This window comes from Schumannella soli (assembly GCF_006517435.1).
GTDB lineage: Bacteria > Actinomycetota > Actinomycetes > Actinomycetales > Microbacteriaceae > Schumannella > Schumannella soli.
This window is the reverse complement of sequence record NZ_VHQG01000002.1, coordinates 1,037,670-1,056,589: the sequence shown is the minus strand read 5'-3', so window position 1 is coordinate 1,056,589 and position 18,920 is coordinate 1,037,670. Positions and strand designations below refer to the sequence as shown.

Annotated in this window: 17 protein-coding genes and 1 tRNA gene; 10 read left to right on the top strand and 8 right to left on the bottom strand. The window is 72.0% G+C overall.

The genetic code is table 11. From position 1 onward, the window contains the following. Nucleotides 1–9 precede the first annotated feature (9 nt). Together FJ657_RS10600 and FJ657_RS10595 are read left to right on the top strand one after the other, a co-directional pair. On the top strand, nucleotides 10–780 hold the full coding sequence (locus FJ657_RS10600; protein ID WP_255447262.1) for a DUF4037 domain-containing protein: 771 nt from the start codon (nucleotides 10–12) through the stop codon (nucleotides 778–780). A 44-nt stretch (nucleotides 781–824) separates the two neighbouring features. Further along, nucleotides 825–1,274: an MSMEG_6728 family protein gene (locus FJ657_RS10595; protein WP_141163590.1), complete on the top strand. Its 450-nt coding sequence runs from the start codon at nucleotides 825–827 to the stop codon at nucleotides 1,272–1,274. A 148-nt stretch (nucleotides 1,275–1,422) separates the two neighbouring features. On the opposite strand, the gene FJ657_RS10590 is transcribed toward FJ657_RS10595, so the two are convergent. Continuing rightward, entirely contained in the window at nucleotides 1,423–2,262 is an 840-nt protein-coding gene (locus tag FJ657_RS10590; protein WP_255447261.1) for a Cof-type HAD-IIB family hydrolase, read from the bottom strand. 135 nt (nucleotides 2,263–2,397) lie between these two features. Then, nucleotides 2,398–5,880: an error-prone DNA polymerase gene (locus tag FJ657_RS10585; RefSeq protein ID WP_141163588.1), complete on the bottom strand. Its 3,483-nt coding sequence runs from the start codon at nucleotides 5,878–5,880 to the stop codon at nucleotides 2,398–2,400. 104 nt (nucleotides 5,881–5,984) lie between these two features. On the opposite strand from FJ657_RS10585, the gene FJ657_RS10580 reads away from it, so the two are divergent. Next, entirely contained in the window at nucleotides 5,985–6,656 is a 672-nt protein-coding gene (locus FJ657_RS10580) for a GNAT family N-acetyltransferase (RefSeq protein ID WP_141163587.1), read from the top strand. Between the two features lie 16 nt (nucleotides 6,657–6,672). Here the strand turns inward: FJ657_RS10580 and FJ657_RS10575 are convergent, their stop codons facing one another. After that, nucleotides 6,673–8,289: a DNA polymerase Y family protein gene (locus FJ657_RS10575; protein WP_141163586.1), complete on the bottom strand. Its 1,617-nt coding sequence runs from the start codon at nucleotides 8,287–8,289 to the stop codon at nucleotides 6,673–6,675. A 98-nt stretch (nucleotides 8,290–8,387) separates the two neighbouring features. Here FJ657_RS10575 and FJ657_RS10570 point away from each other — a divergent pair, with 98 nt between their 5' ends. Together FJ657_RS10570 and FJ657_RS10565 are read left to right on the top strand one after the other, a co-directional pair. Further along, nucleotides 8,388–8,735: a VOC family protein gene (locus tag FJ657_RS10570; protein WP_141163585.1), complete on the top strand. Its 348-nt coding sequence runs from the start codon at nucleotides 8,388–8,390 to the stop codon at nucleotides 8,733–8,735. A 91-nt stretch (nucleotides 8,736–8,826) separates the two neighbouring features. Further along, the gene (locus FJ657_RS10565; protein ID WP_141163584.1) at nucleotides 8,827–10,326 is read left to right on the top strand and encodes a hypothetical protein; all 1,500 of its coding nucleotides are present in this window, start codon (nucleotides 8,827–8,829) and stop codon (nucleotides 10,324–10,326) included. 22 nt (nucleotides 10,327–10,348) lie between these two features. On the opposite strand, the gene imuA' is transcribed toward FJ657_RS10565, so the two are convergent. The 3 genes from imuA' to FJ657_RS10550 all read right to left on the bottom strand — a co-directional run bounded on the left by imuA' (nucleotide 10,349) and on the right by FJ657_RS10550 (nucleotide 12,207). Then, entirely contained in the window at nucleotides 10,349–11,407 is a 1,059-nt protein-coding gene (gene imuA', locus FJ657_RS17075) for a DnaE2-dependent mutagenesis accessory factor ImuA' (protein WP_181408940.1), read from the bottom strand. A 73-nt stretch (nucleotides 11,408–11,480) separates the two neighbouring features. Then, nucleotides 11,481–12,011: a hypothetical protein gene (locus FJ657_RS10555; protein WP_141163583.1), complete on the bottom strand. Its 531-nt coding sequence runs from the start codon at nucleotides 12,009–12,011 to the stop codon at nucleotides 11,481–11,483. A gap of 111 nt (nucleotides 12,012–12,122) precedes the next feature. Next, nucleotides 12,123–12,207 (bottom strand) — tRNA-Leu (locus tag FJ657_RS10550). Nucleotides 12,208–12,474: 267 nt separating this feature from the next. Here FJ657_RS10550 and FJ657_RS10545 point away from each other — a divergent pair. Continuing rightward, complete coding sequence (locus tag FJ657_RS10545) at nucleotides 12,475–13,773, top strand: M20/M25/M40 family metallo-hydrolase (RefSeq protein WP_141163582.1); 1,299 nt, start codon at nucleotides 12,475–12,477, stop codon at nucleotides 13,771–13,773. A gap of 14 nt (nucleotides 13,774–13,787) precedes the next feature. Beyond that, complete coding sequence (locus FJ657_RS10540) at nucleotides 13,788–14,642, top strand: undecaprenyl-diphosphate phosphatase (RefSeq protein ID WP_141163581.1); 855 nt, start codon at nucleotides 13,788–13,790, stop codon at nucleotides 14,640–14,642. On the opposite strand, the gene FJ657_RS10535 is transcribed toward FJ657_RS10540, so the two are convergent. Further along, nucleotides 14,576–15,223, bottom strand: coding sequence for a VanZ family protein (locus FJ657_RS10535; protein WP_141163580.1), 648 nt, complete (start codon nucleotides 15,221–15,223; stop codon nucleotides 14,576–14,578). The genes FJ657_RS10540 and FJ657_RS10535 overlap by 67 nt on opposite strands. Nucleotides 15,224–15,246: 23 nt before the next feature. Further along, nucleotides 15,247–16,110, bottom strand: coding sequence for a proteasome assembly chaperone family protein (locus tag FJ657_RS10530; RefSeq protein WP_141163579.1), 864 nt, complete (start codon nucleotides 16,108–16,110; stop codon nucleotides 15,247–15,249). A gap of 68 nt (nucleotides 16,111–16,178) precedes the next feature. Between FJ657_RS10530 and FJ657_RS10525 the strand changes: the two genes are divergently transcribed. The 3 genes from FJ657_RS10525 to FJ657_RS10515 are packed head-to-tail and all read left to right on the top strand — an operon-like array spanning nucleotide 16,179 to nucleotide 18,884. Then, nucleotides 16,179–16,853 carry an HAD family hydrolase gene (locus tag FJ657_RS10525; RefSeq protein WP_141163578.1) on the top strand — a complete coding sequence of 225 codons (675 nt, stop codon included), beginning with the start codon at nucleotides 16,179–16,181 and terminating at the stop codon, nucleotides 16,851–16,853. Next, nucleotides 16,850–17,923, top strand: a complete 1,074-nt coding sequence (locus FJ657_RS10520; RefSeq protein ID WP_141163577.1) for a tRNA (adenine-N1)-methyltransferase — start codon at nucleotides 16,850–16,852, stop codon at nucleotides 17,921–17,923. The genes FJ657_RS10525 and FJ657_RS10520 overlap by 4 nt, the downstream gene beginning before the upstream one ends. 31 nt (nucleotides 17,924–17,954) lie before the next feature. Continuing rightward, a complete protein-coding gene (locus tag FJ657_RS10515) occupies nucleotides 17,955–18,884 on the top strand; it encodes a hypothetical protein (protein ID WP_141163576.1) in 930 nt (309 codons plus the stop codon). The last annotated feature ends 36 nt before the right edge of the window (nucleotides 18,885–18,920 follow it).

Genomic DNA, 18,920 nt, shown 5'->3' with positions numbered 1-18,920 from the left:
CGGGCCGAGGTGGTGTCGCTGGCGGGATTGCTGGCGTCGCGCACCGGTCTGGAACTCGGCGCGGTCGTGCCCGGCGCGTCCGTCGCCTCCGCGGCATCCGGCATGACGCTGCTCGACTGGCTGTCGTTGACCGGTCAATCGGTGCTCGAGGCCACCGCCGGCCCGGTCTTCCGCGACGACACCGGCGAGCTCACCGCGGAGCGTGAAGCGTTGGCTCGCTATCCGGATGACGTCCGCAGCTGGCTGCTGGCGAGCGGCTGGCAGCGCATCGGTCAGGAGCTGCCGTTCCTCGGCCGTGCCGCAGAGCGCGGCGACGAGCTCGGAGCGACTGTGGTCGCCGCCCGCCTCGTGCGGACGGTCATGCACCTGGGCTTCGTGCTCGAGGAGCGGTGGGCGCCGTATTCGAAGTGGCCGGGAACGCAGTTCGCCGCGCTTCCCGGTGTCGGCGCGCTGCGGGCTCCGTTGCGCCGCGCTCTGTCGGCACGATCGGGCTCGGATCGCGAGACGGCGCTGGTCGCGGCGCTCGAGGCGCTCGCGCTGCGTCAGGGGGAGCTCGGTCTCCCGGCAGTCGTGCCGGTGGCCGAGCCGTTCTGCGACCGCCCCTTCCACGGCTTGCGCCCGATGCCGGAGACGCTGCGCGACGCGATCAGGGACGACGGTCTGCGGTCGCTGCCGCTTCTCGGCGTGCCCGGGCAGTGGAGCGACAGCGTGGATCTGCTCCTGGACTCGGGGCGTCGCCGCCGCGCGACCGCCGCTCTGCTCGGGCTGGATGCGGGCTGAAGCGAGCCCGCTCCTCGGCTGTCGCGCCGCTAGCGTGACGCGCGATGCAGACCTTCCTCCCGTATCCGTCGTTCGCCGAGTCGGCGGCCGCGCTCGATCAGGCGCGGCTCGGCAAGCAGCGGGTGGAGACGCTGCAGCTGCTGCGGGCGAATACCATGCCGGGCTACGGCTGGCGACATCACCCGGCGGCGCGGATGTGGGCCGGACGTCTTCCGGCGCTCGTGCTCTACGGGCTCGCGATGACCGATCGCTGGATCGCGGACGGCCACGCGGACACGGTGCGTGCCCAGCTGCTGGAGTTCGCTCCCGAGGTCGACGGTGTCGGTCAGGACGCCGTGCCGCTGCCGTCGTGGCTCGGCGACGAGACCCTGCACCTCAGCCACCGCTCGAACCTCGTGCGCAAGGCGCCGGAGTTCTATCGTCCGCTCTTCGGCGACGTCCCCGACGATCTGCCCTACGTCTGGCCGCCCGGCGACGCCCCGCTGCCCGACTGATCCTGCCCGGACGGGCCCGAGGGGTCGACTGGATCAGTGGACAGCGCTCGTGGCGTGCGGTGTCGGTGCGATGACGTGGTTTTGTCGGGCGCGCTAGCGCGGACTGCGTCTCCTCGTGCTGCCGCGGGTGTCTCGGTGCGTAGCGCGATCAGCGGGCGGCAGCGCGCCAAGTCGACAGGAATCCCGCCGTCGCCGCGTCGTGGATGACGGCGTCGTCGGCGGCGCGCAGCACCGGGTAGGGGGTGGCGGGCACGCCGTCGAGCGGGCGCACGTCGAGGTGCTCGACGTCGTAGCCGAGTTCGTGCAGCGCGTCGGCCATGGCGTAGTCGCTGCGCGAGTCGCCGGCGGTGTACCAGCGGCGCGGCAGCGGTCCGCGGGCGCTGATCAGCTCGAGGGCGCGGCGCGCGCCGAGGTCTTTGCCGGTGTCGCGATGCTCGATGTCGGTGGAGATGATCGTGGGGTCGATGCGGAAGTCGGCGGTGAGGCCGTGCTGCTCCATGCAGGCGAGCGCCTCGGCATCGAAGCGCGCCTGCGCCTCCCGGTAGGCGGCGTCGTCGCTGCCGACGTTCTGCTCGACGGAGATCATCGTCAGCTTGGTCTCGTCGAAGAACATGAGGTCGCTGTAGCGCTCGGCGACGACGGTGCGGACGAAGTCGCCGAATGCGGCGGGGGTCTGCAGGCGCGGATCGGTCTGCACGGTGCCGGTGAGGTCGGCCGCGGCGGGGTCGAGCGAGAACCAGCTGCCGCCCTTCTCGCAGATCGCGTGCACGGGGGCCGATGCGTCGAGGCCGGCGTCGACGAGCGCGGGGATGACCACATCGCGGATGAAGGCATCCGACCGCCCGGTGTTGAACACGACCGGGTTGCCGGCGTTCGCGATCGCGACGAGGTCGTCGGCGATGCTGGGGATGGCGACGGTGCGCGTGATGGGGCTGGCGATGGGGCCGTCGACGTCGAGCAGCAGGCCGAGGCGGGGAGTCTCACTCACCCGTCGATCCTTCCATCTGCGCGGAACGTGCCCGACCGCTTGCTCCAGCATCGACGTCGCCGCGCAGCGCCGCGCAGCGCCGCGCAGCGCCGCGCCGCGCGGTTGCGCCCCCTGTCTGGTCCCGAAGCGCTCGGCTCACTGGAAGTCGCGACTGCGGTGCTTGACGTCGAGCCGCAGCGGCTCGATGTGGTCGGCGAGCACGTTCGTGACTCCTTCGCTGCTGCGTTCGAGCATGCCGCGCACGATGAGCGCGGGGGAGTCGCGCACGACCCGTCGGAAGCGCCCCCACACGCCCATCGAGACGATCACGTTGGTCAGCCCGGTCTCGTCTTCGAGGTTGAGGAAGGTGATGCCGCTCGCGGTCGCGGGCCGCTGCCGGTGGGTGACCACCCCGGCGACCTCGATGCGCCGCCCGCTCTCACCCGTGCGCAGGCCGGCGGAGGTGAGCACTCTCCGCTCGTCGAGCCGTGCTCTCAGATGCCGCAGCGGGTGGTCGTCGACGCTGACTCCGGTCGCCCAGAGGTCGGCGGCGAGCGTCTCGAAGGCGGTCGGATCGGGGAACAGGGGCGGCTGCACGGTCACGACCGTGTCGGGCAGGAACTCGGCCCGATCCTGGGCGGCGCTCCCTGCTCGCCAGAGCGCCGAGCGTCGGCTCAGTCCGAAGCACTCGAGGGCGCCGGCGGAGGCGAGCGCCTCGAGCTGCGGCGTGGTGAGCCCGGTGCGGCGCACCAGATCCTCCATGTCGCGGTAGGCGCCCGCGCGTTCGCGCTCGGCGACGATCCGCTTCGCGACGGCGTCGCCGATCCGCGTCACGGAGGCCAGTCCGAGCCGTACCGCGAGGTGGTCGTCGCGGCGGTGGGCGGCATCCTCGTTCGGCGCGGCCGCGTCGAACGCTTCGACGAGCGGCTGCACGTGGTCGGCGCAGCTCGCGCGCCCGCTGACCGGCTGCGGTTGCGCACCGCCGCCCCCGGGCGCGATCGGCGCGGACTCGTCGAGCGGCTCGACCTCCGCCTGCCAGCCGGAGCGCTGCAGGTCGGGCCGGCGCACCGTGACCCCGTGCCGTCGGGCGTCGGCGGTGAGCGACGACGCCGAGTAGAAGCCCATCGGCTGCGAGCGCAGCAGCCCGGCCAGGAAGGCCGCCGGGTAGTGGAGCTTGATCCACGACGAGGCGTAGACGAGCAGGGCGAAGCTGAGGCTGTGGCTCTCGGCGAAGCCGAAGTTCGCGAAGGCCTGGATCTTGCCGTAGATGTCGTCGGCGATCTCGCCGACGAGCCCGTTCTCGGCCATGCCCTCGTACAGCTTCGCCTTGAGCGAGTCGATCTTCTCGAGCCCGCGCTTGGATCCCATCGCCCGCCGCAGCTTGTCGGCGTCCTCGCCGGTGCATCCGCCGACCGCGACGGCCATCTGCATGAGCTGCTCCTGGAACACCGGAACCCCGAGCGTGCGCTCGAGCGGCTCGACGAGCTTCGGGTGCAGGTAGCTGATCGGCTCCTGCCCGAGTTTGCGGCGCACGAAGGGATGCACGGCGCCGCCCTGGATCGGACCGGGCCGCACGAGCGCGATCTGCACGACGAGGTCGTAGAAGCGTCGCGGCTGCAGGCGCGGCAGCAGACCCATCTGCGCCCGCGACTCGACCTGGAACACTCCGATGGAGTCGGCTCGGCAGAGCATGTCGTAGACCCCTGGCTCCTCCTTCGGCAGGGTCTGCAGGCTCCAGTCCTCCCCGGTGGCGGCGCGGATGAGGTCGAAGCAGTGCTGCAGCGCCGCCAGCATGCCGAGGCCGAGCAGGTCGAACTTGACCAGGCCCATCCAGGCGCAGTCGTCTTTGTCCCACTGCACGACGGTGCGCTTCTCCATGCGGGCGTGCTCGATCGGCACGACCTCGCCGACGGGTCGCTCGGTCAGCACCATGCCGCCGGAGTGGATGCCGAGGTGGCGCGGGAACTTCAGCAGCTGCGTGGCGAGGTCGATCACCGGCTGCGGGATGTCGTTGCCCTCGTCGCTCGTGAGCTGCGCGCCCCAGCGTTCGACCTGCTTCGACCAGGCATCCTGCTGGCCGGGGGAGTGCCCGAGGGCTTTCGCCATGTCGCGCACGGCGTTCTTGGGCCGGTACTGGATGACGTTGGCGACCTGCGCCGCCCGGTCGCGCCCGTAGGTCTCGAAGACGTGCTGGATGACCTCCTCGCGCCGGTCGGAGTCGAAGTCGACGTCGATGTCGGGCTCCTCGTCGCGCAGGCTGGAGAGGAAGCGCTCGAAGGGGAGCTTGTAGAAGATCGCGTCGACGGCGGTGATGTTCAGCAGGTAGCAGACCGCGGAGTTGGCGGCCGAGCCGCGGCCCTGGCAGAGGATCCCCTCGCCGCGAGCGAAGGCGACGATCTCGTGCACGATGAGGAAGTAGCCGGGGAAGTCCTTCATCTCGATGACGGCGAGCTCGCGCTCGATGCGGTCGCGCACGGCGTCGTCGGCGTCGGGGTAGACGGTCGGCACCGCATCCCAGACGAGCTTGCGCAGCCACGACATCGGCGTGAAGCCCTCGGGTACCGGCTGGGTCGGCAGCTTGGGCTTGGCGCTGCGCAGTTCGAAGGCGAGCTCGTCGGCCACCTCGACCGTGCGTTCGACGGCACCGGGGTAGCGGAAGAAGCGGGCGCGCATCTCGCGGCCGCTGCGCAGGTGCGCCGCGCCCGAGGGCGGCAGCCAGCCCTCGAGCTCGTCGAGGCTGCGTTGCGCGCGCACGGCGGCGACCGCGGTGGCCAGCTGGTGTCGGTCGGGGGTGGCGTAGTGCACGTTGCCGGTCGCGACGAGCCGCAGCCCGCGCAGTGCGGCGAGCGCCGCGAGCACGTCGTTGCGTTCGCTGTCGAGCGGTTCGCCGTGATCGAAGATCTCGACCACCACGTTCTGCGACCCGAACAGCGCGACGAGACGGTCGAGCTCGCCCACGGTCTCGGGGAAGGCGAAGTCGGCGCCCCGCTGCTCCTGCACCCGTGCGGTCGGCAGCTCGCGTTCGAGCGCCTGCCGCACGGCGCCCTTGCGGCATCCGGTCAGCACGATCCAGTGCCCTCCGGCCCGTCGGGCGAGGTCGTCGAGATCGTAGATCGGCCGTCCCTTCTCGCCGCCGGCGAGCTGCGCGGCGGTGATCGCGGAGGAGAGCCGGTGGTAGCCCTCCTCCCGGCGAGCGAGCACGAGCAGGTGGCTGCCCTCGGGGTCGGCCTCGCCGTTCTGCGGGCCGGAGAGCCCGAGCGAGAGCTCGGCGCCGAACACCGTCCTGGTCTGGATCTGCTTCGGCTCGGCCGCCTCAGCGAAGCGGGCGACGCCGTAGAAGCCGTCGTGATCGGTGAGCGCGAGCGCGTGCAGGCCGAGCCTCTCCGCCTCCTCGAGCAGCTCCTCGGGGCCGGACGCGCCGTCGAGGAAGCTGTAGCTCGAGTGCGCGTGCAGCTCGGCGTAGGGCAACGGATCCTCGGCGCGCACGACCGTCTCGGGCACGCGGTAGCGCGGCCGCTTCGGACCCCAGGCCGGACTGTCGCCGCCGTCGACATCGGCCGGCTGCTCGGCGGGGCGCCGCACGTCCGACAGGGCGCGCTCGAACTCCGACCAGGGGATCGGGGGATTGCTCCAGCCCATCAGCGCACCTCCCCGTCGGTCGAACCTGCTCGATGGGCGACGTATCCCGCTCGACTGGCGGTGGACCCCGTTCGACTGTCGGCGGCGCGGTCTACGCTCCGGCCATGGCGAGCCGACCGCGGTATCCCACCGACCATGAGCCCGAGCTGACGGTGCGCTCGGCCGTGCACCGCTTCGACGACTTCGCCGAGGTCGTCGGCGTGAAGAAGCCGGGTGGCGGCGGATGCTGGTGCATGAGCTACCGCGACGCCCGCCTGTCGAACACCGAGCGGCCGGAGTACATGCGCGCCGAGTGCGCGACCGAACCCGGGCCGGGTGTGCTCGCCTATGTCGACGGCGAGGTCGCGGGCTGGTGCTCGGTGGCGCCGCGCTCGAGCTATCGCCGACTCATGAACTCGCGCACGATCCCGTTCGTCGACGAACGCGACGCCTGGGTGGCCGTGTGCTTCGTGGTGAGAGCCGGGTTCCGCGGGCACGGGGTCATGCACACGCTGCTCGACGGGGCCGTCGAGCACGCTGCGGCGCACGGGGCCGAGGTGATCGAGGGCTACCCCGTCGACCTCGACCCCGCTGCCGGTGCGCCGAGCGGATCCGGTCGGGGCGCCGAGCCCGGACACGGCGACGCCGACGGCGGCGTCAGCGGCCGGGTGGATGTGATCTCCGGCTACGTCGGAACCGTGCGCCTCTTCGAGCAGCACGGCTTCCATCGGGTCGCCGAGACGACGGCGCACAGCGGGGGCCGGACGCGCTGGATCCTGCGCCGGGAGCTGGGCTGATCGGGCGATCGCGCGCTCAGTCATAGCGGCCCTCCGCCCACCAGCCGCGCTCGTCGAGCACGAGCAGCCAGGCGCCGCCGGTGCCGTCCACCATCTGGAAGCGATGCGCACGGCGAGCGGTGCGCGCATCCCACCAGCGTTCGTCGAGCGGCCAGGGGCCGGCCCACGAGCTCACGTCGAGCCGTTCCCCGCCCGGAGCGACCAGGGCAGCGGGCGGCGCGCTGATCACCCCGCGTGCGCTGACGCTCACCTCGCGACCCGTCGCATCCTGCACCCGCAGCTCGCGCGGCATCTCGTACACGGTCGCCGGCGCGGGGTCGGGCAGCCGCCCGGGCCAGGGACGGGTGCGGTCGCGGGTCACGACCGCACGGTCGCCCCAGGCGACCGGGGTCTGCCGCTCGCCGGGGGAGCGGCCGCCTGTCGGCGTCGCGGTCAGCACGCCGCGATGCCCGACCAGGCCCTGCACCCGCGACAGCCCGGAGTGCACGCCCTCCTCCGGCCCCGAGCCGAACAGTCCGCGCTCATGGCTGCCCGCCGCATCGACGGTCTCGGGCTCGATGCGCACCCGCACGACGGCGCTGCGCAGCTCTCCCGCCGCATCCGGGTCGTGACGTCGTTCGCCGCTGCGCAGCGCGCCGCTGAGCTGCCAGCGCACCCGGTCGACGATCTCGGTCGCCTGGAAGAAGCGGGGGTGCAGCCAGAGCCGGTCGCTCTGCTCGCCCTCCTCGCCCTCGAACACGACCCGCAGCGCCGTGCACACCAGCTTCTGCTCGAGCAGCGTGGTGACGATCTCGTCGGCGGCGGTGCGCACGGCGAAGGCGACCTGGTCGACCCGGTCGAGCGCCGGCTCGAAGTCGATCACGGCCGTCGCGTCGTGAGGTGGCGTACGGGGCGTCGCCGCTCGCGCATCGCGCCCGCGCGCGAGCACGTGCAGCCGCGCGCCCTCGGCGCCGAAACGCGCCGCGACGTCGTGCGGCCGCAGCGCGGCGAAGGAACCCAGATCGTGCACGCCCAGCCGGGGGAGCAGCACCGACAGCTCCGGCGACTCGAGCAGCCGCACCGGCAGCGGCGCGAGGAAGTCGGCCGAACGGCCCTCCGGCACGATGAGCGTCGGCTGGCCGGGACGCGTCGCCCGCGCCGCGAGCGTGGCCGCGAACAGCCCCTCGGCGATCCCGGCCCGCCCGTCGGCGACCCCGAGTTCGCGCAGCGCGCCGAGCAGCGCGAGGGCCGCCGCCTTCTCGCCGCCGTAGAAACGCGCAGGTCCGCGTGCCGCCACGGCGAGCATGCCGGGGCGGATCGGGTGCACGGCCGGCAGCAGCTGCTCGAGCCCGGTGATGATCGGCTCGTAGGCACGCGCATCCAGGGAGGAGTCGTAGCGCAGAACCGTCAGCCCCGGGCATCGGGACTGCGCCTCACGCTGCCGCAGCCCGCGGCGCACGCCCTCGTCACGGGCTGAGCGCGAGCAGGCCAGCACCTCGCCGCGTTCGACCAGCGCGATGGGTGCGCTCTCGGAGAGCCGCTCGGCGCGGGCGTGCGCGATCACCGGCCAGTCGGGTGCCCAGAGCACGAGCAGCCGGTCGCCGTCGTCGGCGGCGTCGGGCTCGGCGAGAAAGCCGGCAGGTCGGAAGCGCATGCCATATATTCGAACACATATTCGAATGCGTCAACTCGGATTCTCCACAGCCTCCGGGAGGCGTCCTCGATGTCCGCGGTGCGGTGCAGACTGCGGCCATGCTGAAGATCAGAACCTTCGTCTGGGGCGTCACCGACATGCGCAGAGCGGTGGCCTTCTGGACCGCCGCGCTCGACTACGAGGTGAAGCCGGGCTCGGATGGCGAGTGGACCGTGCTCGTCCCGCGCGACGGCGAGACCCTCCCGCGATTCGCCCTGCAGCTCGCCACCTCCGAGAAGCCGCGCCGCCATCACCTCGACCTCCAGCCCGACGATGCCGAGGCGGAGATCGCGCGCCTGGTCTCGCTCGGCGCGACCCGCGTCGACGACTGGCGATACGAGGACGACGCCGACTACACGGTTCTGCGCGATCCCGAGGGCAACGCCTTCTGCGTTCTCGACGGCTGAGCGGATGCCGATGCCGCCGTCCGCAGGTGGGCCCGCGACCCGAGCGCGAGAGATGTCGTCATGATTCGCAGAAAGGTGCCAGGGTGGACACATGACCGACCCTCGTGATCAGGATCCCGCCGACCGCTCGACGCCGCTGGCTTCTGCTGCCGGAGGTCGTGAGGGCGGTGGCGATGGCGCACCGCAGATCCCGCCGCGCACGGTCGGCCCCTCGCCCTATGCGCAGTACCAGTCGCCGACACCGCCCCAGGAGTCCGGGCCGCCGCAGTACGGCGAAGCGGACGAGACCCAGTTGCGCTTCGGTCAGCGCCAGGGCGGCGAGCCGTCGCCGGCGGGTCAGCACCAGCCGGGTCAGTCCCAGCCGGGGCAGCCTCACTACGGCGCTCCCCAGTACGGCGTTTCCCCGCAGCCCGGCGCTCAGCAGTACGGCCAGTCGACGCCGGGGCAGTACGGCGCCCAGCAGTACGGCGGTCAGCCGCAGAACGGTCAGCCGCAGTACGGTCAGCAGCCTGCTCAGCCCCAGTACGCACAGCAACAGTACGCGGCTCCGCAGCAGTCCGGTCAGCAGTACGGCGCACCGCAGTACGGCGTCCCCACCCCTCCGCCGCGCAAGCGCCGGCTGGGAACCGGCGCCGTCATCGGCATCATCGCGGGCGCTCTCGTCCTCGTGATCGGCGCGGTCGTGGGCATCACGGCCGGAATCAACGCCAGCCGCCCCGCATCGGCCGATCCGGCCGCCACGGTGACCGGCTATCTCGACGCCCTGCGTGCCGGCGACGCGAAGAAGGCGCTGACCTTCCTGGAGAAGCCCGACGACGACACTCTGCTCACCTCCGCGGTGCTCAAGGAGTCGAACAAGATCGCCAAGATCGGCAAGGCGACCACGACCGTCTCGGGCAGCAAGTACTTCCCGCAGGTGCGGGCGAAGTTCGCGATCGGATCCGAGTCGGTCACCCAGGAGTTCCGCCTCACCCGCGACAGCGACGGCGCCTTCACCATCAGCGGCGGCACCGTCGCGCTGTACCCGAGCTCGCTGAAGAGCGCGCCGGTGACGATCAACGGCCAGAAAGCGCCCTCGAGCGACACCTGGGTGCTGTTCCCCGGTGCTTACACGCTGGCTCTCGACGTCAAGGGATTCCAGGTCGAGAACGGCGAGAAGCTGGTCGCCGCGGGCGACGACACCTATGACACCCTGCGCGACGTCAAGGTGTCGTTGACGGATGACGGCGTCGAGACGTTCCGCACGGCGGTGACGACGGCGGTCGACGCCTGCATCGCGTCGAAGAACTTCGCGGCGGGATGCGGTCTCGACCTCAAGAGCCCGCTGTCCGACGGCACGATCCTGCAGGAGGGGTCCATCACCCGCACCCTGTCGGGCGATGCGCAGACGGCGCTCGCGAACCTGCAGCCGGAGACCTCCTCATCGACGACGCCGCTGGTCGTGCGCGGCGGCTACATCGGCGGCGTGACCACGACGGCCACCTGCACGAAGGGCTCCGCGACCGGCACCTGCAGCATCCTCTTCGGGCCGTCGCTGAAGTCGCCGCTGGTCGACTTCACCTCGGGCACCCCGGTGGTGCGCTGGAGCTGATCGCCCTTTCTCGACGATCCGATCAGCCCACGCTGCGCAGTCGCGGCTGGTCGGCGTCGCGCGAGTCGGTCGCGCTCGTCGAGACGGCCGCAGCGGTGACGGGCGTGATCCCGCCGTCGGCCGCCGGCAGCCACAGTCGGCGCGATCGCTCACGACCCGCCCAGGCCTGCGCCGCCGAGGTGACGGTGACCTGACGGCCGCTGAGGTGGCCGAAACCGGCGCCCACACCCGACCAGCTCGCGTCGGTCACGGCGAGGCGGGCCTCGGCGCGCGGCCAGTCGTCCATCGCCAGCAGCACGGCCTCGCGCTGCCGCAGGCGCGAGGCGAGCCGCGTCGCGGCCGTCTCGCCGACACGGGCGCGCCCCTCTCGCAGCGGCGGGCGCACGAGCACGATCGAGACCACGTCAACGAGGGCGGACACCACGGCCATCCAGTGCTCGCCGGGATGCGGCACCAGCACGACGCGCTCGAGGTCGAGCCCCAGTCCTGCGGCGGCTTCGAGACCGAGATCGGGAAGGCCGACGATCGCGCACCAGGCCCCGGCTCGGCTGGGGGCGCGCAGCAGCGCGAGGGCGAGCGAGGTCGATCCGCTGATGGCATAGCCCGAGCCCGCGCTGAGGGCGCCGCCCGGCAGCAGCTCGCCGAGGGCCTCGTCGGTCGGCAGGGCTCTGCTGTCGAGTCGCCGCCGCTGCATCCCGCGGATCCGCCCCTGCAGCTCCTCGACGGTGCGAGCGCGATCAGGAGAAGCGGAGCCCGGAGGAGCGGAGCCAGCGTCGGCGGCGCCGTGCGGCGCGGAGGCGTTCCTCCTGCGGGCCGGGGCGGCGAGCGCGGAGGCGGGGCGCAGCGCATCCAGTCCTCGGAGGCCCTGCCCGGGATCGCGTCGACGATCAGTCGCTGACGTCGCTGACGTCGCTGACGTCGCTGCGAAGCGGCCATCCGAACCCTCGTGCTCATCCCTGGAGAGAGCGTCGCCGGGCTCGTCGCCGAACTCGTCGCCGAGCAGATCGGGCGCGATCTCGAGCACGGCGGCGGCCGCCGCGCCCCGTGTCGCTCCCGATCCCATGGCCCCAGCATCGAACATGTGTTCGATCGTGTCAAAGGCCGCCGACATGACGGGCGCGCCTCAGAGGATCCGGAGAGCGCGATCTCCGGTCTCAGTGCAGGCGCGCGAGCATCCGCTGGTACTGCGCCGACAGTCGGGCGAGCTGCGCGCTCGTCTCCGGCTGCCAGGGGAAGGCGAGCTGGTCGAGGCCGTCGATCTCGGCCGAGAAGCGGAACGCCGACTCCTCGCCTTCCGCCGCCGTGATCTGCTCGGTCAGGGCGGACTCGCCGGACTCGCCCGTGCCCATGGACGTCGCGGCCGCGCGCGGGTGCACGAGCGGCGTCGCCGTCACGCTGAGCGCCCGCACGACCAGCGGGCGCACGTGCAGGCCGAAGCCCTCGCCCGTCAGCACGGCGTGCAGCACGAGTCCGTCGGCGAGCACGACCGCCTCGGCCTTGGGGCTCGCCGGGATGAAGCGCGACTCGATCCACTCGATGCGCTCAGGTCCGATCGTGTGCACGAGGCCGGAGACGAGACGCTCGAAGCCGCCGGGGAACGCGGCGATGAACCCGTCGGACTCCCAGAGTCCCGACGAGGCCCGCAGCGCGGTGGCGACCTGATCGAACGCGGCTTCCTGCTCCATGAGCTCCTCCGAGGAGAGGGGCGCCGGCGTCAGCGCGGCGCGAAGAGGGATGCGAGCGAGCGGATGCGCGAAGGGCCCGGATCATTCCTGATCCGGGCCCTTCGACTCGCGTGCGCGAGGGGGGACTTGAACCCCCACGCCCTATACGGGCACTAGCACCTCAAGCTAGCGCGTCTGCCATTTCCGCCACCCGCGCGAGTCCGGTTCCGCTGTGTTCAGCAGCAGCACCGAGTGACGACAGTAGCACGCTGCGCGAGGCCGCTTTGACCACTTCGGCGCCGACCGTCGTTCCCGGGCGCGTCGCGCGCTGTTCGCCCCCGCGTCGCCTGCGCGCGCGCACCGCATCGCGACTCGCGCCCCGCCCCGCATCGCCGTCCGCATCCTCGACGTCTCGCGCACATGCCGCTCGCCGCATCCGTCATCCGGCGACGCGGCGTCCGACGCCGCGGGTAGCGTGGATGCCATGGCCGACGAGCTCGAGGACACCGCCCGCATCGCCCGTGATCTGATCCGCTTCGACACCTCGAACTACGGCTCGGGCAAGTCGAACGGAGAGAGCGACGCGGCCGAGTATCTGGAGGCCGAGCTGCGTTCGATCGGGCTCGAGCCGCAGCTCTTCGGCGCCGCCCCCGGGCGCACGAGCGTGATCGCCCGCGTCGAGGGCGCCGACCCGAGCCGCCCGGCGCTCGTGCTGCACGGGCACACCGACGTCGTGCCCGCCGACCCCGCGAACTGGACCGTCGATCCCTTCGGCGGCGAGGTGCGCGACGGTCTGCTGTGGGGCCGCGGCGCCGTCGACATGAAGGACATGGACGCGATGATGATCACCGCGCTCCGCGACCTGCACGAGGCGGGGGAGCGCCCGGCGCGCGACGTGATCGTGGCCTACTTCGCCGACGAGGAGAACGGCGGCGTCTTCGGGGCCCACCACCTGGTGGATGAGCGTCCCGAGCTCTTCGCCGGAGCGAGCGAGGCGATCAGCGAGGTCGGCGGCTACTCGATCGACGTCGCCGGCCGCCGCGCCTATCTGCTGCAGACGGGGGAGAAGGCGCTGCTCTGGATCAAGCTCATCGCCCGCGGCACCGCGGCGCACGGCTCGCGCGTCGTGCGCGACAACGCGGTCACCCGGCTGGCCGAGGCGGTCGCGGCACTCGGACGCACGGAGTGGCCGGTCGAGCTGACCGGCACGACCGAGGAGCTGCTGGCCGAGCTCGCGAAGCTGCACGGCGTCGATCCGGCGGCGACGGATGCCGAAGAGCTGCTGCGCTTGACGGGCACCGGCGCGGGCTTCCTGCACGGCGCCCTGCGCGTCACCTCGAACCCGACGGTGCTCGACGCCGGCTACAAGCACAACGTGGTGCCCGACCGCGCCGAGGCGCTCGTCGACATCCGCACCCTGCCGGGCGATGAGGACAAGGTGCTCGCCGAGGTGCAGCGCATCGTCGGCGCCGATGTCGAGATCGAGATCCTGCACCGCGACGTCGGCCTCGAGAACCCGTTCTCCGGTCGCCTCGTCGAGGACATGTCGGCGGCCCTGCGCCGCGCCGACCCCGAGGCGGCCGTGCTGCCCTACCTGTTGAGCGGCGGCACCGACAACAAGGCGCTGTCGAAGCTCGGCATCGCCGGCTACGGCTTCGCTCCGCTGCAGCTCGGCTCCGACCTCGACTTCCCGGCCATGTTCCACGGCGTCGACGAGCGGGTTCCTCTGAGTGCTCTCACGTTCGGTCGGCGGGTTCTGGGCGACCTCCTGCGCAACTGCTGACAGACTCCTACCCCGTGAACGATCTCCTCAACGCGATCATCCTCGGGTTCGTCCAGGGTCTGACCGAGTTCCTGCCCATCTCCTCGAGCGCGCATCTGCGCATCGTCGGCGAGTTCCTGCTCGGCGGCAGGGATCCCGGGGCCGCGTTCACCGCGATCACGCAGATCGGCACCGAGCTGGCCGTGCTGATCTACTTCTGGCGCGACATCACCCGCATCATCGCGACCTGGGCGAAGTCGCTCGTCGGCAAGGCGCCCCGCAACGCGCCCGACGCGAAGATGGGCTGGTTCATCATCCTCGGCACGATCCCGATCGTCGTGCTGGGCCTGCTCTTCCAGAACGACATCGAGACGACCCTGCGCTCGCTCTGGTTCGTCGCGATCTCGCTCATCGTCTTCGGCATCCTGCTCGGCGTCGCCGACCGCTTCGCGAGCCGCAAGCGCACGCTCGACCAGCTGACCCTGCCGCACGGCATCGTCTTCGGCCTCGCGCAGGCCGCCGCGCTCATCCCCGGCGTCTCGCGCTCGGGCGGCACGATCACCGCCGGGCGCCTCATGGGCTACGACCGTCCCGCCGCGGCGCGGTACTCGTTCCTGCTCGCCCTGCCGGCGGTCTTCGGCAGCGGGCTCTACCAGGTCTACAAGTCGGTCAAGGGATGCGACCCCGGCGCCGTCTGCACCCCCGAGGTCTTCGGTCCGGTCGAGACGCTCGTGGCGACCGTGATCGCGGGCGTGGTCGGCTTCGCCGTCATCCACTTCTTCCTGCGTTACGTCTCGAAGGGCTCGTTCCTGCCCTTCGTGATCTACCGCGTGGCCCTGGGCGCGGTGCTGCTGGTGCTGCTCGGCACGGGAGTGCTCGCCGCCAGCTGATCCGCGGGCGCCGACGGTATCGTCGCGACGACACCGCCCGCACCGTGGTGGCGTCGATGCAGCGCCGCCCCGACCGCGGCGCCGAGGAGCGCTCCGATCGTGAACCCGGCTGCGTTCGCGACGATGTCGGCGCTCGATGCGACCCGGTCGGGCAGCCACAGGTACTGGGCGACCTCGGCGGCGGTCGACAGCGCGACGCCGATCACGGGCAGCCACCAGCGCCAGCGGAACGACAGCAGCGCCACCAGCAGCAGCCCGCCCGGCACGAACAGGGCCACGTTCGCGGCGGATTCGAGCAGGTCGTAGGCGCTCGTGCGATCGACGCCCCAGCCGGCGAGCAGGTCGAGCAGCCATCGGATGCGCGCCCCGCCCGGTCCGTCGACGCGCTCGGGCCAGAGCAGCACCGCGCCGAGACCGGCGATGTAGATGACGGCGAGCGCGATCACCACGATCCGCGAGCGTCGCAGCGCGCGTCGGTGGGCGTGGTGTCGAGCGGAGTGCGGTGTGCGGTGCTGTGCGCCCGCCCGGTCGGCATCCGCGGCGCGCGTCGATCCGGCATCCCGCTTCGTCGACGCGCTCATGGCGGGCTCGGGCCGTTCCGCCGTCAGCCGCGCGGCCGGTCGGGGTCGCCGCCGGCCTTGCCGTCGCGGCGCCTCAGGTATCGCTCGAACTCCTCCGCGATCGCGTCGCCGCTCGCCTCGGGGGAGTCGACCGTGTCACGCGCCTGCTCCAGCTGCTGGATGTAGGCGGCCATGTCGTCGTCGTCGCCGGCGAGAGCGTCGATCCCGTCCTCCCACGCCGCCGACTCCTCGACGAGCGAGCCGCGCGCGATCTGCACGTCGATGAAGTCCTCGAGCCGCTCGATCAGCGCGAGGGTGGCCTTGGGGCTGGGGGAGTTGTGCACGTAGTGCGGAACCGAGGCCCAGATCGAGAGGGTCGGCACGCCGGCGCGATCGAGCGAGTCGCCGAGCACGCTGAGAATGCCGACGGGCCCCTCGTAGCTCGAGCGCTCGAGGCCGAAGCGCTCGCGGATCTCCCGGCTCTCGCTCGACGCGAACACCGAGATCGGCCGCGTGTGCGGCACGTCGGCGAGCATCGCGCCGAGGAAGACGACGCCGCTCGCGCCCGTCGCGAGCACCTTGTCGGTGATCTCGGCGGCGAAGGTGCGCCAGCCGCGCGAGGGCTCGGTGCCCATGAGCAGCATGACCGGCGAGGCGCTGCCGCGGTCGCCGTAGAGGGTCACCTCCGGCCACTGCAGCACCCGGTCGCCGTTCTCGTCGGTGACGACGCTGGGGCGGTTGAACTGGTAGTCGAAGTAGTCCTCGGGGTCGATGCTGGTGAGCGGATCGAGCTCGAGCTGGTCTCGCAGCGCCCGGGCGACGCCGCTCGCGGCCTCTCCGGCGTCGTTCCAGCCCTCGAAGGCGACGACGACGACGGGTCCCGCGCCGAAGCCCTGCTCATCCGCCATGCCGTCATCCGTCCCGTCGGCCGACCCGGCCGACTGTCCTGCACAACAATAGGCGCGCCGTAGACTCGATGCTCGTGACCGACGCGCTGCCCTCTGCTGTTCTCTGGGATATGGACGGCACGCTCGTCGATACCGAGCCGTACTGGATGACCGCCGAGTCGGAGCTGGTCTCCGCCTGGGGCGGTTCGTGGACGCAGGAGCACGCGCTGCAGATGGTCGGCCTCGGCCTGCCCGACGCGGCGCGGATCCTGCAGTCGCACGGCGTCGGCCTCTCCGCCGACGAGATCGTCGCGACGATGACCGCCCGTGTGATCGAGCTGACGCGCGCCGAGGTGCCGTTCCGGCCGGGCGCGCGCGAGCTGCTGCGCGGCCTGAAGGACGCGGGCATCCCCTCGGCGCTCGTGACGATGTCGTATCGCGACTTCGCCGACGTCGTGATCGAGGCGATCGGCGCCGACCTGTTCGCCGCGACGATGACCGGCGACGAGGTCGAGCACACGAAGCCGCATCCGGCTCCGTATCTGCGCGGCGCCGAGCTCCTGGGGGTGGATGTGCGCACGGCCATCGCGATCGAAGACTCCCGCCCGGGCGTGGCCTCGGCCGTCGCCTCGGGGGCGACCGTCGTCGCGGTGCCCCTGCACGTCGAGCTGCCCGAGAGCCACGAGTACACCCTGTGGGACGGCTTCGACGGTCGCGGACTCGCCGACCTGCTCGCCGTGCACGCCGAACGGAGCAACGCATGAGCGCCCAGCGCCGCCGCAGCGGCCCCTTCGTGCCGGGCGACCGCGTTCAGCTTACCGGTCCCAAGGGCCGCATGAACACGATCACCCTCGAGGCCGACAAGGTCTTCCACACCCATCGCGGCACGGTGCGCCACGACGAGATCATCGGGCTGCCCGACGGCTCGGTGCTGACCGCCTCGAACGGCGACGAGTACCTGGCGCTGCGTCCGCTGCTCGCCGATTTCGTCATGTCGATGCCGCGCGGCGCCGCGATCGTCTATCCGAAGGATGCGGCGCAGATCCTCGCTCTCGCCGACATCTTCCCGGGGTCCACCGTCGTCGAGGCCGGTGTGGGCTCCGGTGCGCTGTCGCTGTGGCTGCTGCGCGGGGTCGGACCGGAGGGGCGCCTCGCGTCGTTCGAGCGTCGCGAGGAGTTCGCCGAGATCGCGCAGGCGAACGTCGCCGCTTTCCTCGGCGAGGAGCCGGCGAACTGGAGTGTCACGGTCGGCGACCTCGCCGACGAGCTGCCCGCGGCCTTCGAGCCGGGCACGGTCGACCGCGTCGTGCTCGACATGCTCGCGCCCTGGGAGTGCTTCCCCGCGGTGTCGGATGCGCTCCGTCCCGGCGGCGTGGTCATCTGCTACGTCGCGACGGTCACCCAGCTCTCGCGCGTCGTCGAGGCGATCCGCGCGACGGGGGAGTACACGCATCCCGAACCGGTGGAGACGCTCGTGCGCGGCTGGCACGTCGAGGGTCTCGCCGTGCGTCCCGACCACCGCATGGTCGGGCACACCGGCTTCCTCGTGACCGCGCGCCGCCTCGCGCCCGGCGCCGAGCTGCCGCAGCTCAAGCGCCGCGCCTCGAAGAGCGAGTTCAGCGACGAGGACGTCGAGCTGTGGACCCCGGGTTCGCTCGGCCAGCGCTCGACGAGCGACAAGCGCCTGCGCCGGGTCGTGCGGGATGCGCAGAAGCTGGCCTCCGAGACGGGCGCCGATCTCGACTCCGCTGCGTCGGACACCGGCTCCGCTGGTCACGCCACCGCTCCCGCCACCGACGTGGCGGCGGACGGCGACGCCGATCAGCCCCGATAGACTCTCCCTCGGCCCCTTCGGAAGGACACCCGTGCGTCGCATCGCCCCCGTTCTCGCCATCGCCGCTCTGGCGATCGCCTCGCTGAGCGCCTGCGCGCCGGCTGAGACCGGCAAGGACGTCTCCTGCAACCCGTACCGCTCGGGAGCGGCGAGCTCGACCGTGACGGCGAGCGGCAAGGTCGGCTCCGAGCCGAAGATCGACTTCCCGACGCCGCTGCGCGCGAAGAGCGCGCAGGTCAGCGCGCTCGTGCGCGGCGACGGCGCTCAGGTCGGCCAGGGCGATGTCGTGCAGTTCAAGACGACCATCTCGCTCGCGCGCACCGGTCAGAAGCTGCAGGCGGTCGGCTACGACGCCAACGGCGACGCCTTCTGGTGGACGAAGCAGAAGGATGCGCTCGCGAAGTCGCTGCTCTGCCAGACTGTCGGGTCGCGCATCGCGCTGACCGCCACGGCGAAGCAGATCTTCGGCGAGGGCGCCCTCGCGCAGCAGGGCATCGCCGACAGCGCGACGCTCGTGCTCGTGACCGACATCGTGAAGCGCTTTCCCGGCAAGGCCGACGGCGTGAACCAGCTGCAGACCCCGGGGCTCCCCGCGATCGTCACGGCGCCCGACGGCCAGCCCGGCATCGTGCTCCCGGGCGACCCCGCCCCGAAGGAGAAGACGACCGCGGTCGTCAAGGCCGGCGGCGGCAAGACCGTCCGCAAGGGCGAGAAGGTGCTCGTTCAGTACTCCGTCTTCCAGTGGGGCGACACCGCGACTGCGGGTCAGTCGACCTGGGAGAACAACTCCCCGTCGCTCGTCCCCGCCGGCGACGACTCGTCGACCTACCCGTTCTCGCCGCAGCTCGTGGGCAAGAAGCTCGGCACCCAGCTCATCCAGGTCGTGCCGGCCGACGCCACGGGCGCCGCGAACGCCGCCCCGCAGATCATCGTGATCGATCTGCTCGGCGTCGTCAGCTGACCCCGGGGCGAAGACCCTCTCCGCCTCTCTCGCAAC

Coding starts and splice junctions, on each gene's coding strand:
- FJ657_RS10595 (WP_141163590.1), top strand. CDS start 825: ATGCAGACCTTCCTCCCGTATCCGTCGTTCGCCGAGTCGGCGGCCGCG.
- FJ657_RS10585 (WP_141163588.1), bottom strand. CDS start 5,880: ATGGGCTGGAGCAATCCCCCGATCCCCTGGTCGGAGTTCGAGCGCGCC.
- FJ657_RS10580 (WP_141163587.1), top strand. CDS start 5,985: ATGGCGAGCCGACCGCGGTATCCCACCGACCATGAGCCCGAGCTGACG.
- FJ657_RS10575 (WP_141163586.1), bottom strand. CDS start 8,289: ATGCGCTTCCGACCTGCCGGCTTTCTCGCCGAGCCCGACGCCGCCGAC.
- FJ657_RS10570 (WP_141163585.1), top strand. CDS start 8,388: ATGCTGAAGATCAGAACCTTCGTCTGGGGCGTCACCGACATGCGCAGA.
- FJ657_RS10565 (WP_141163584.1), top strand. CDS start 8,827: ATGACCGACCCTCGTGATCAGGATCCCGCCGACCGCTCGACGCCGCTG.
- imuA' (WP_181408940.1), bottom strand. CDS start 11,407: ATGTTCGATGCTGGGGCCATGGGATCGGGAGCGACACGGGGCGCGGCG.
- FJ657_RS10555 (WP_141163583.1), bottom strand. CDS start 12,011: ATGGAGCAGGAAGCCGCGTTCGATCAGGTCGCCACCGCGCTGCGGGCC.
- FJ657_RS10545 (WP_141163582.1), top strand. CDS start 12,475: ATGGCCGACGAGCTCGAGGACACCGCCCGCATCGCCCGTGATCTGATC.
- FJ657_RS10535 (WP_141163580.1), bottom strand. CDS start 15,223: ATGAGCGCGTCGACGAAGCGGGATGCCGGATCGACGCGCGCCGCGGAT.
- FJ657_RS10530 (WP_141163579.1), bottom strand. CDS start 16,110: ATGGCGGATGAGCAGGGCTTCGGCGCGGGACCCGTCGTCGTCGTCGCC.
- FJ657_RS10525 (WP_141163578.1), top strand. CDS start 16,179: ATGCTCGTGACCGACGCGCTGCCCTCTGCTGTTCTCTGGGATATGGAC.
- FJ657_RS10520 (WP_141163577.1), top strand. CDS start 16,850: ATGAGCGCCCAGCGCCGCCGCAGCGGCCCCTTCGTGCCGGGCGACCGC.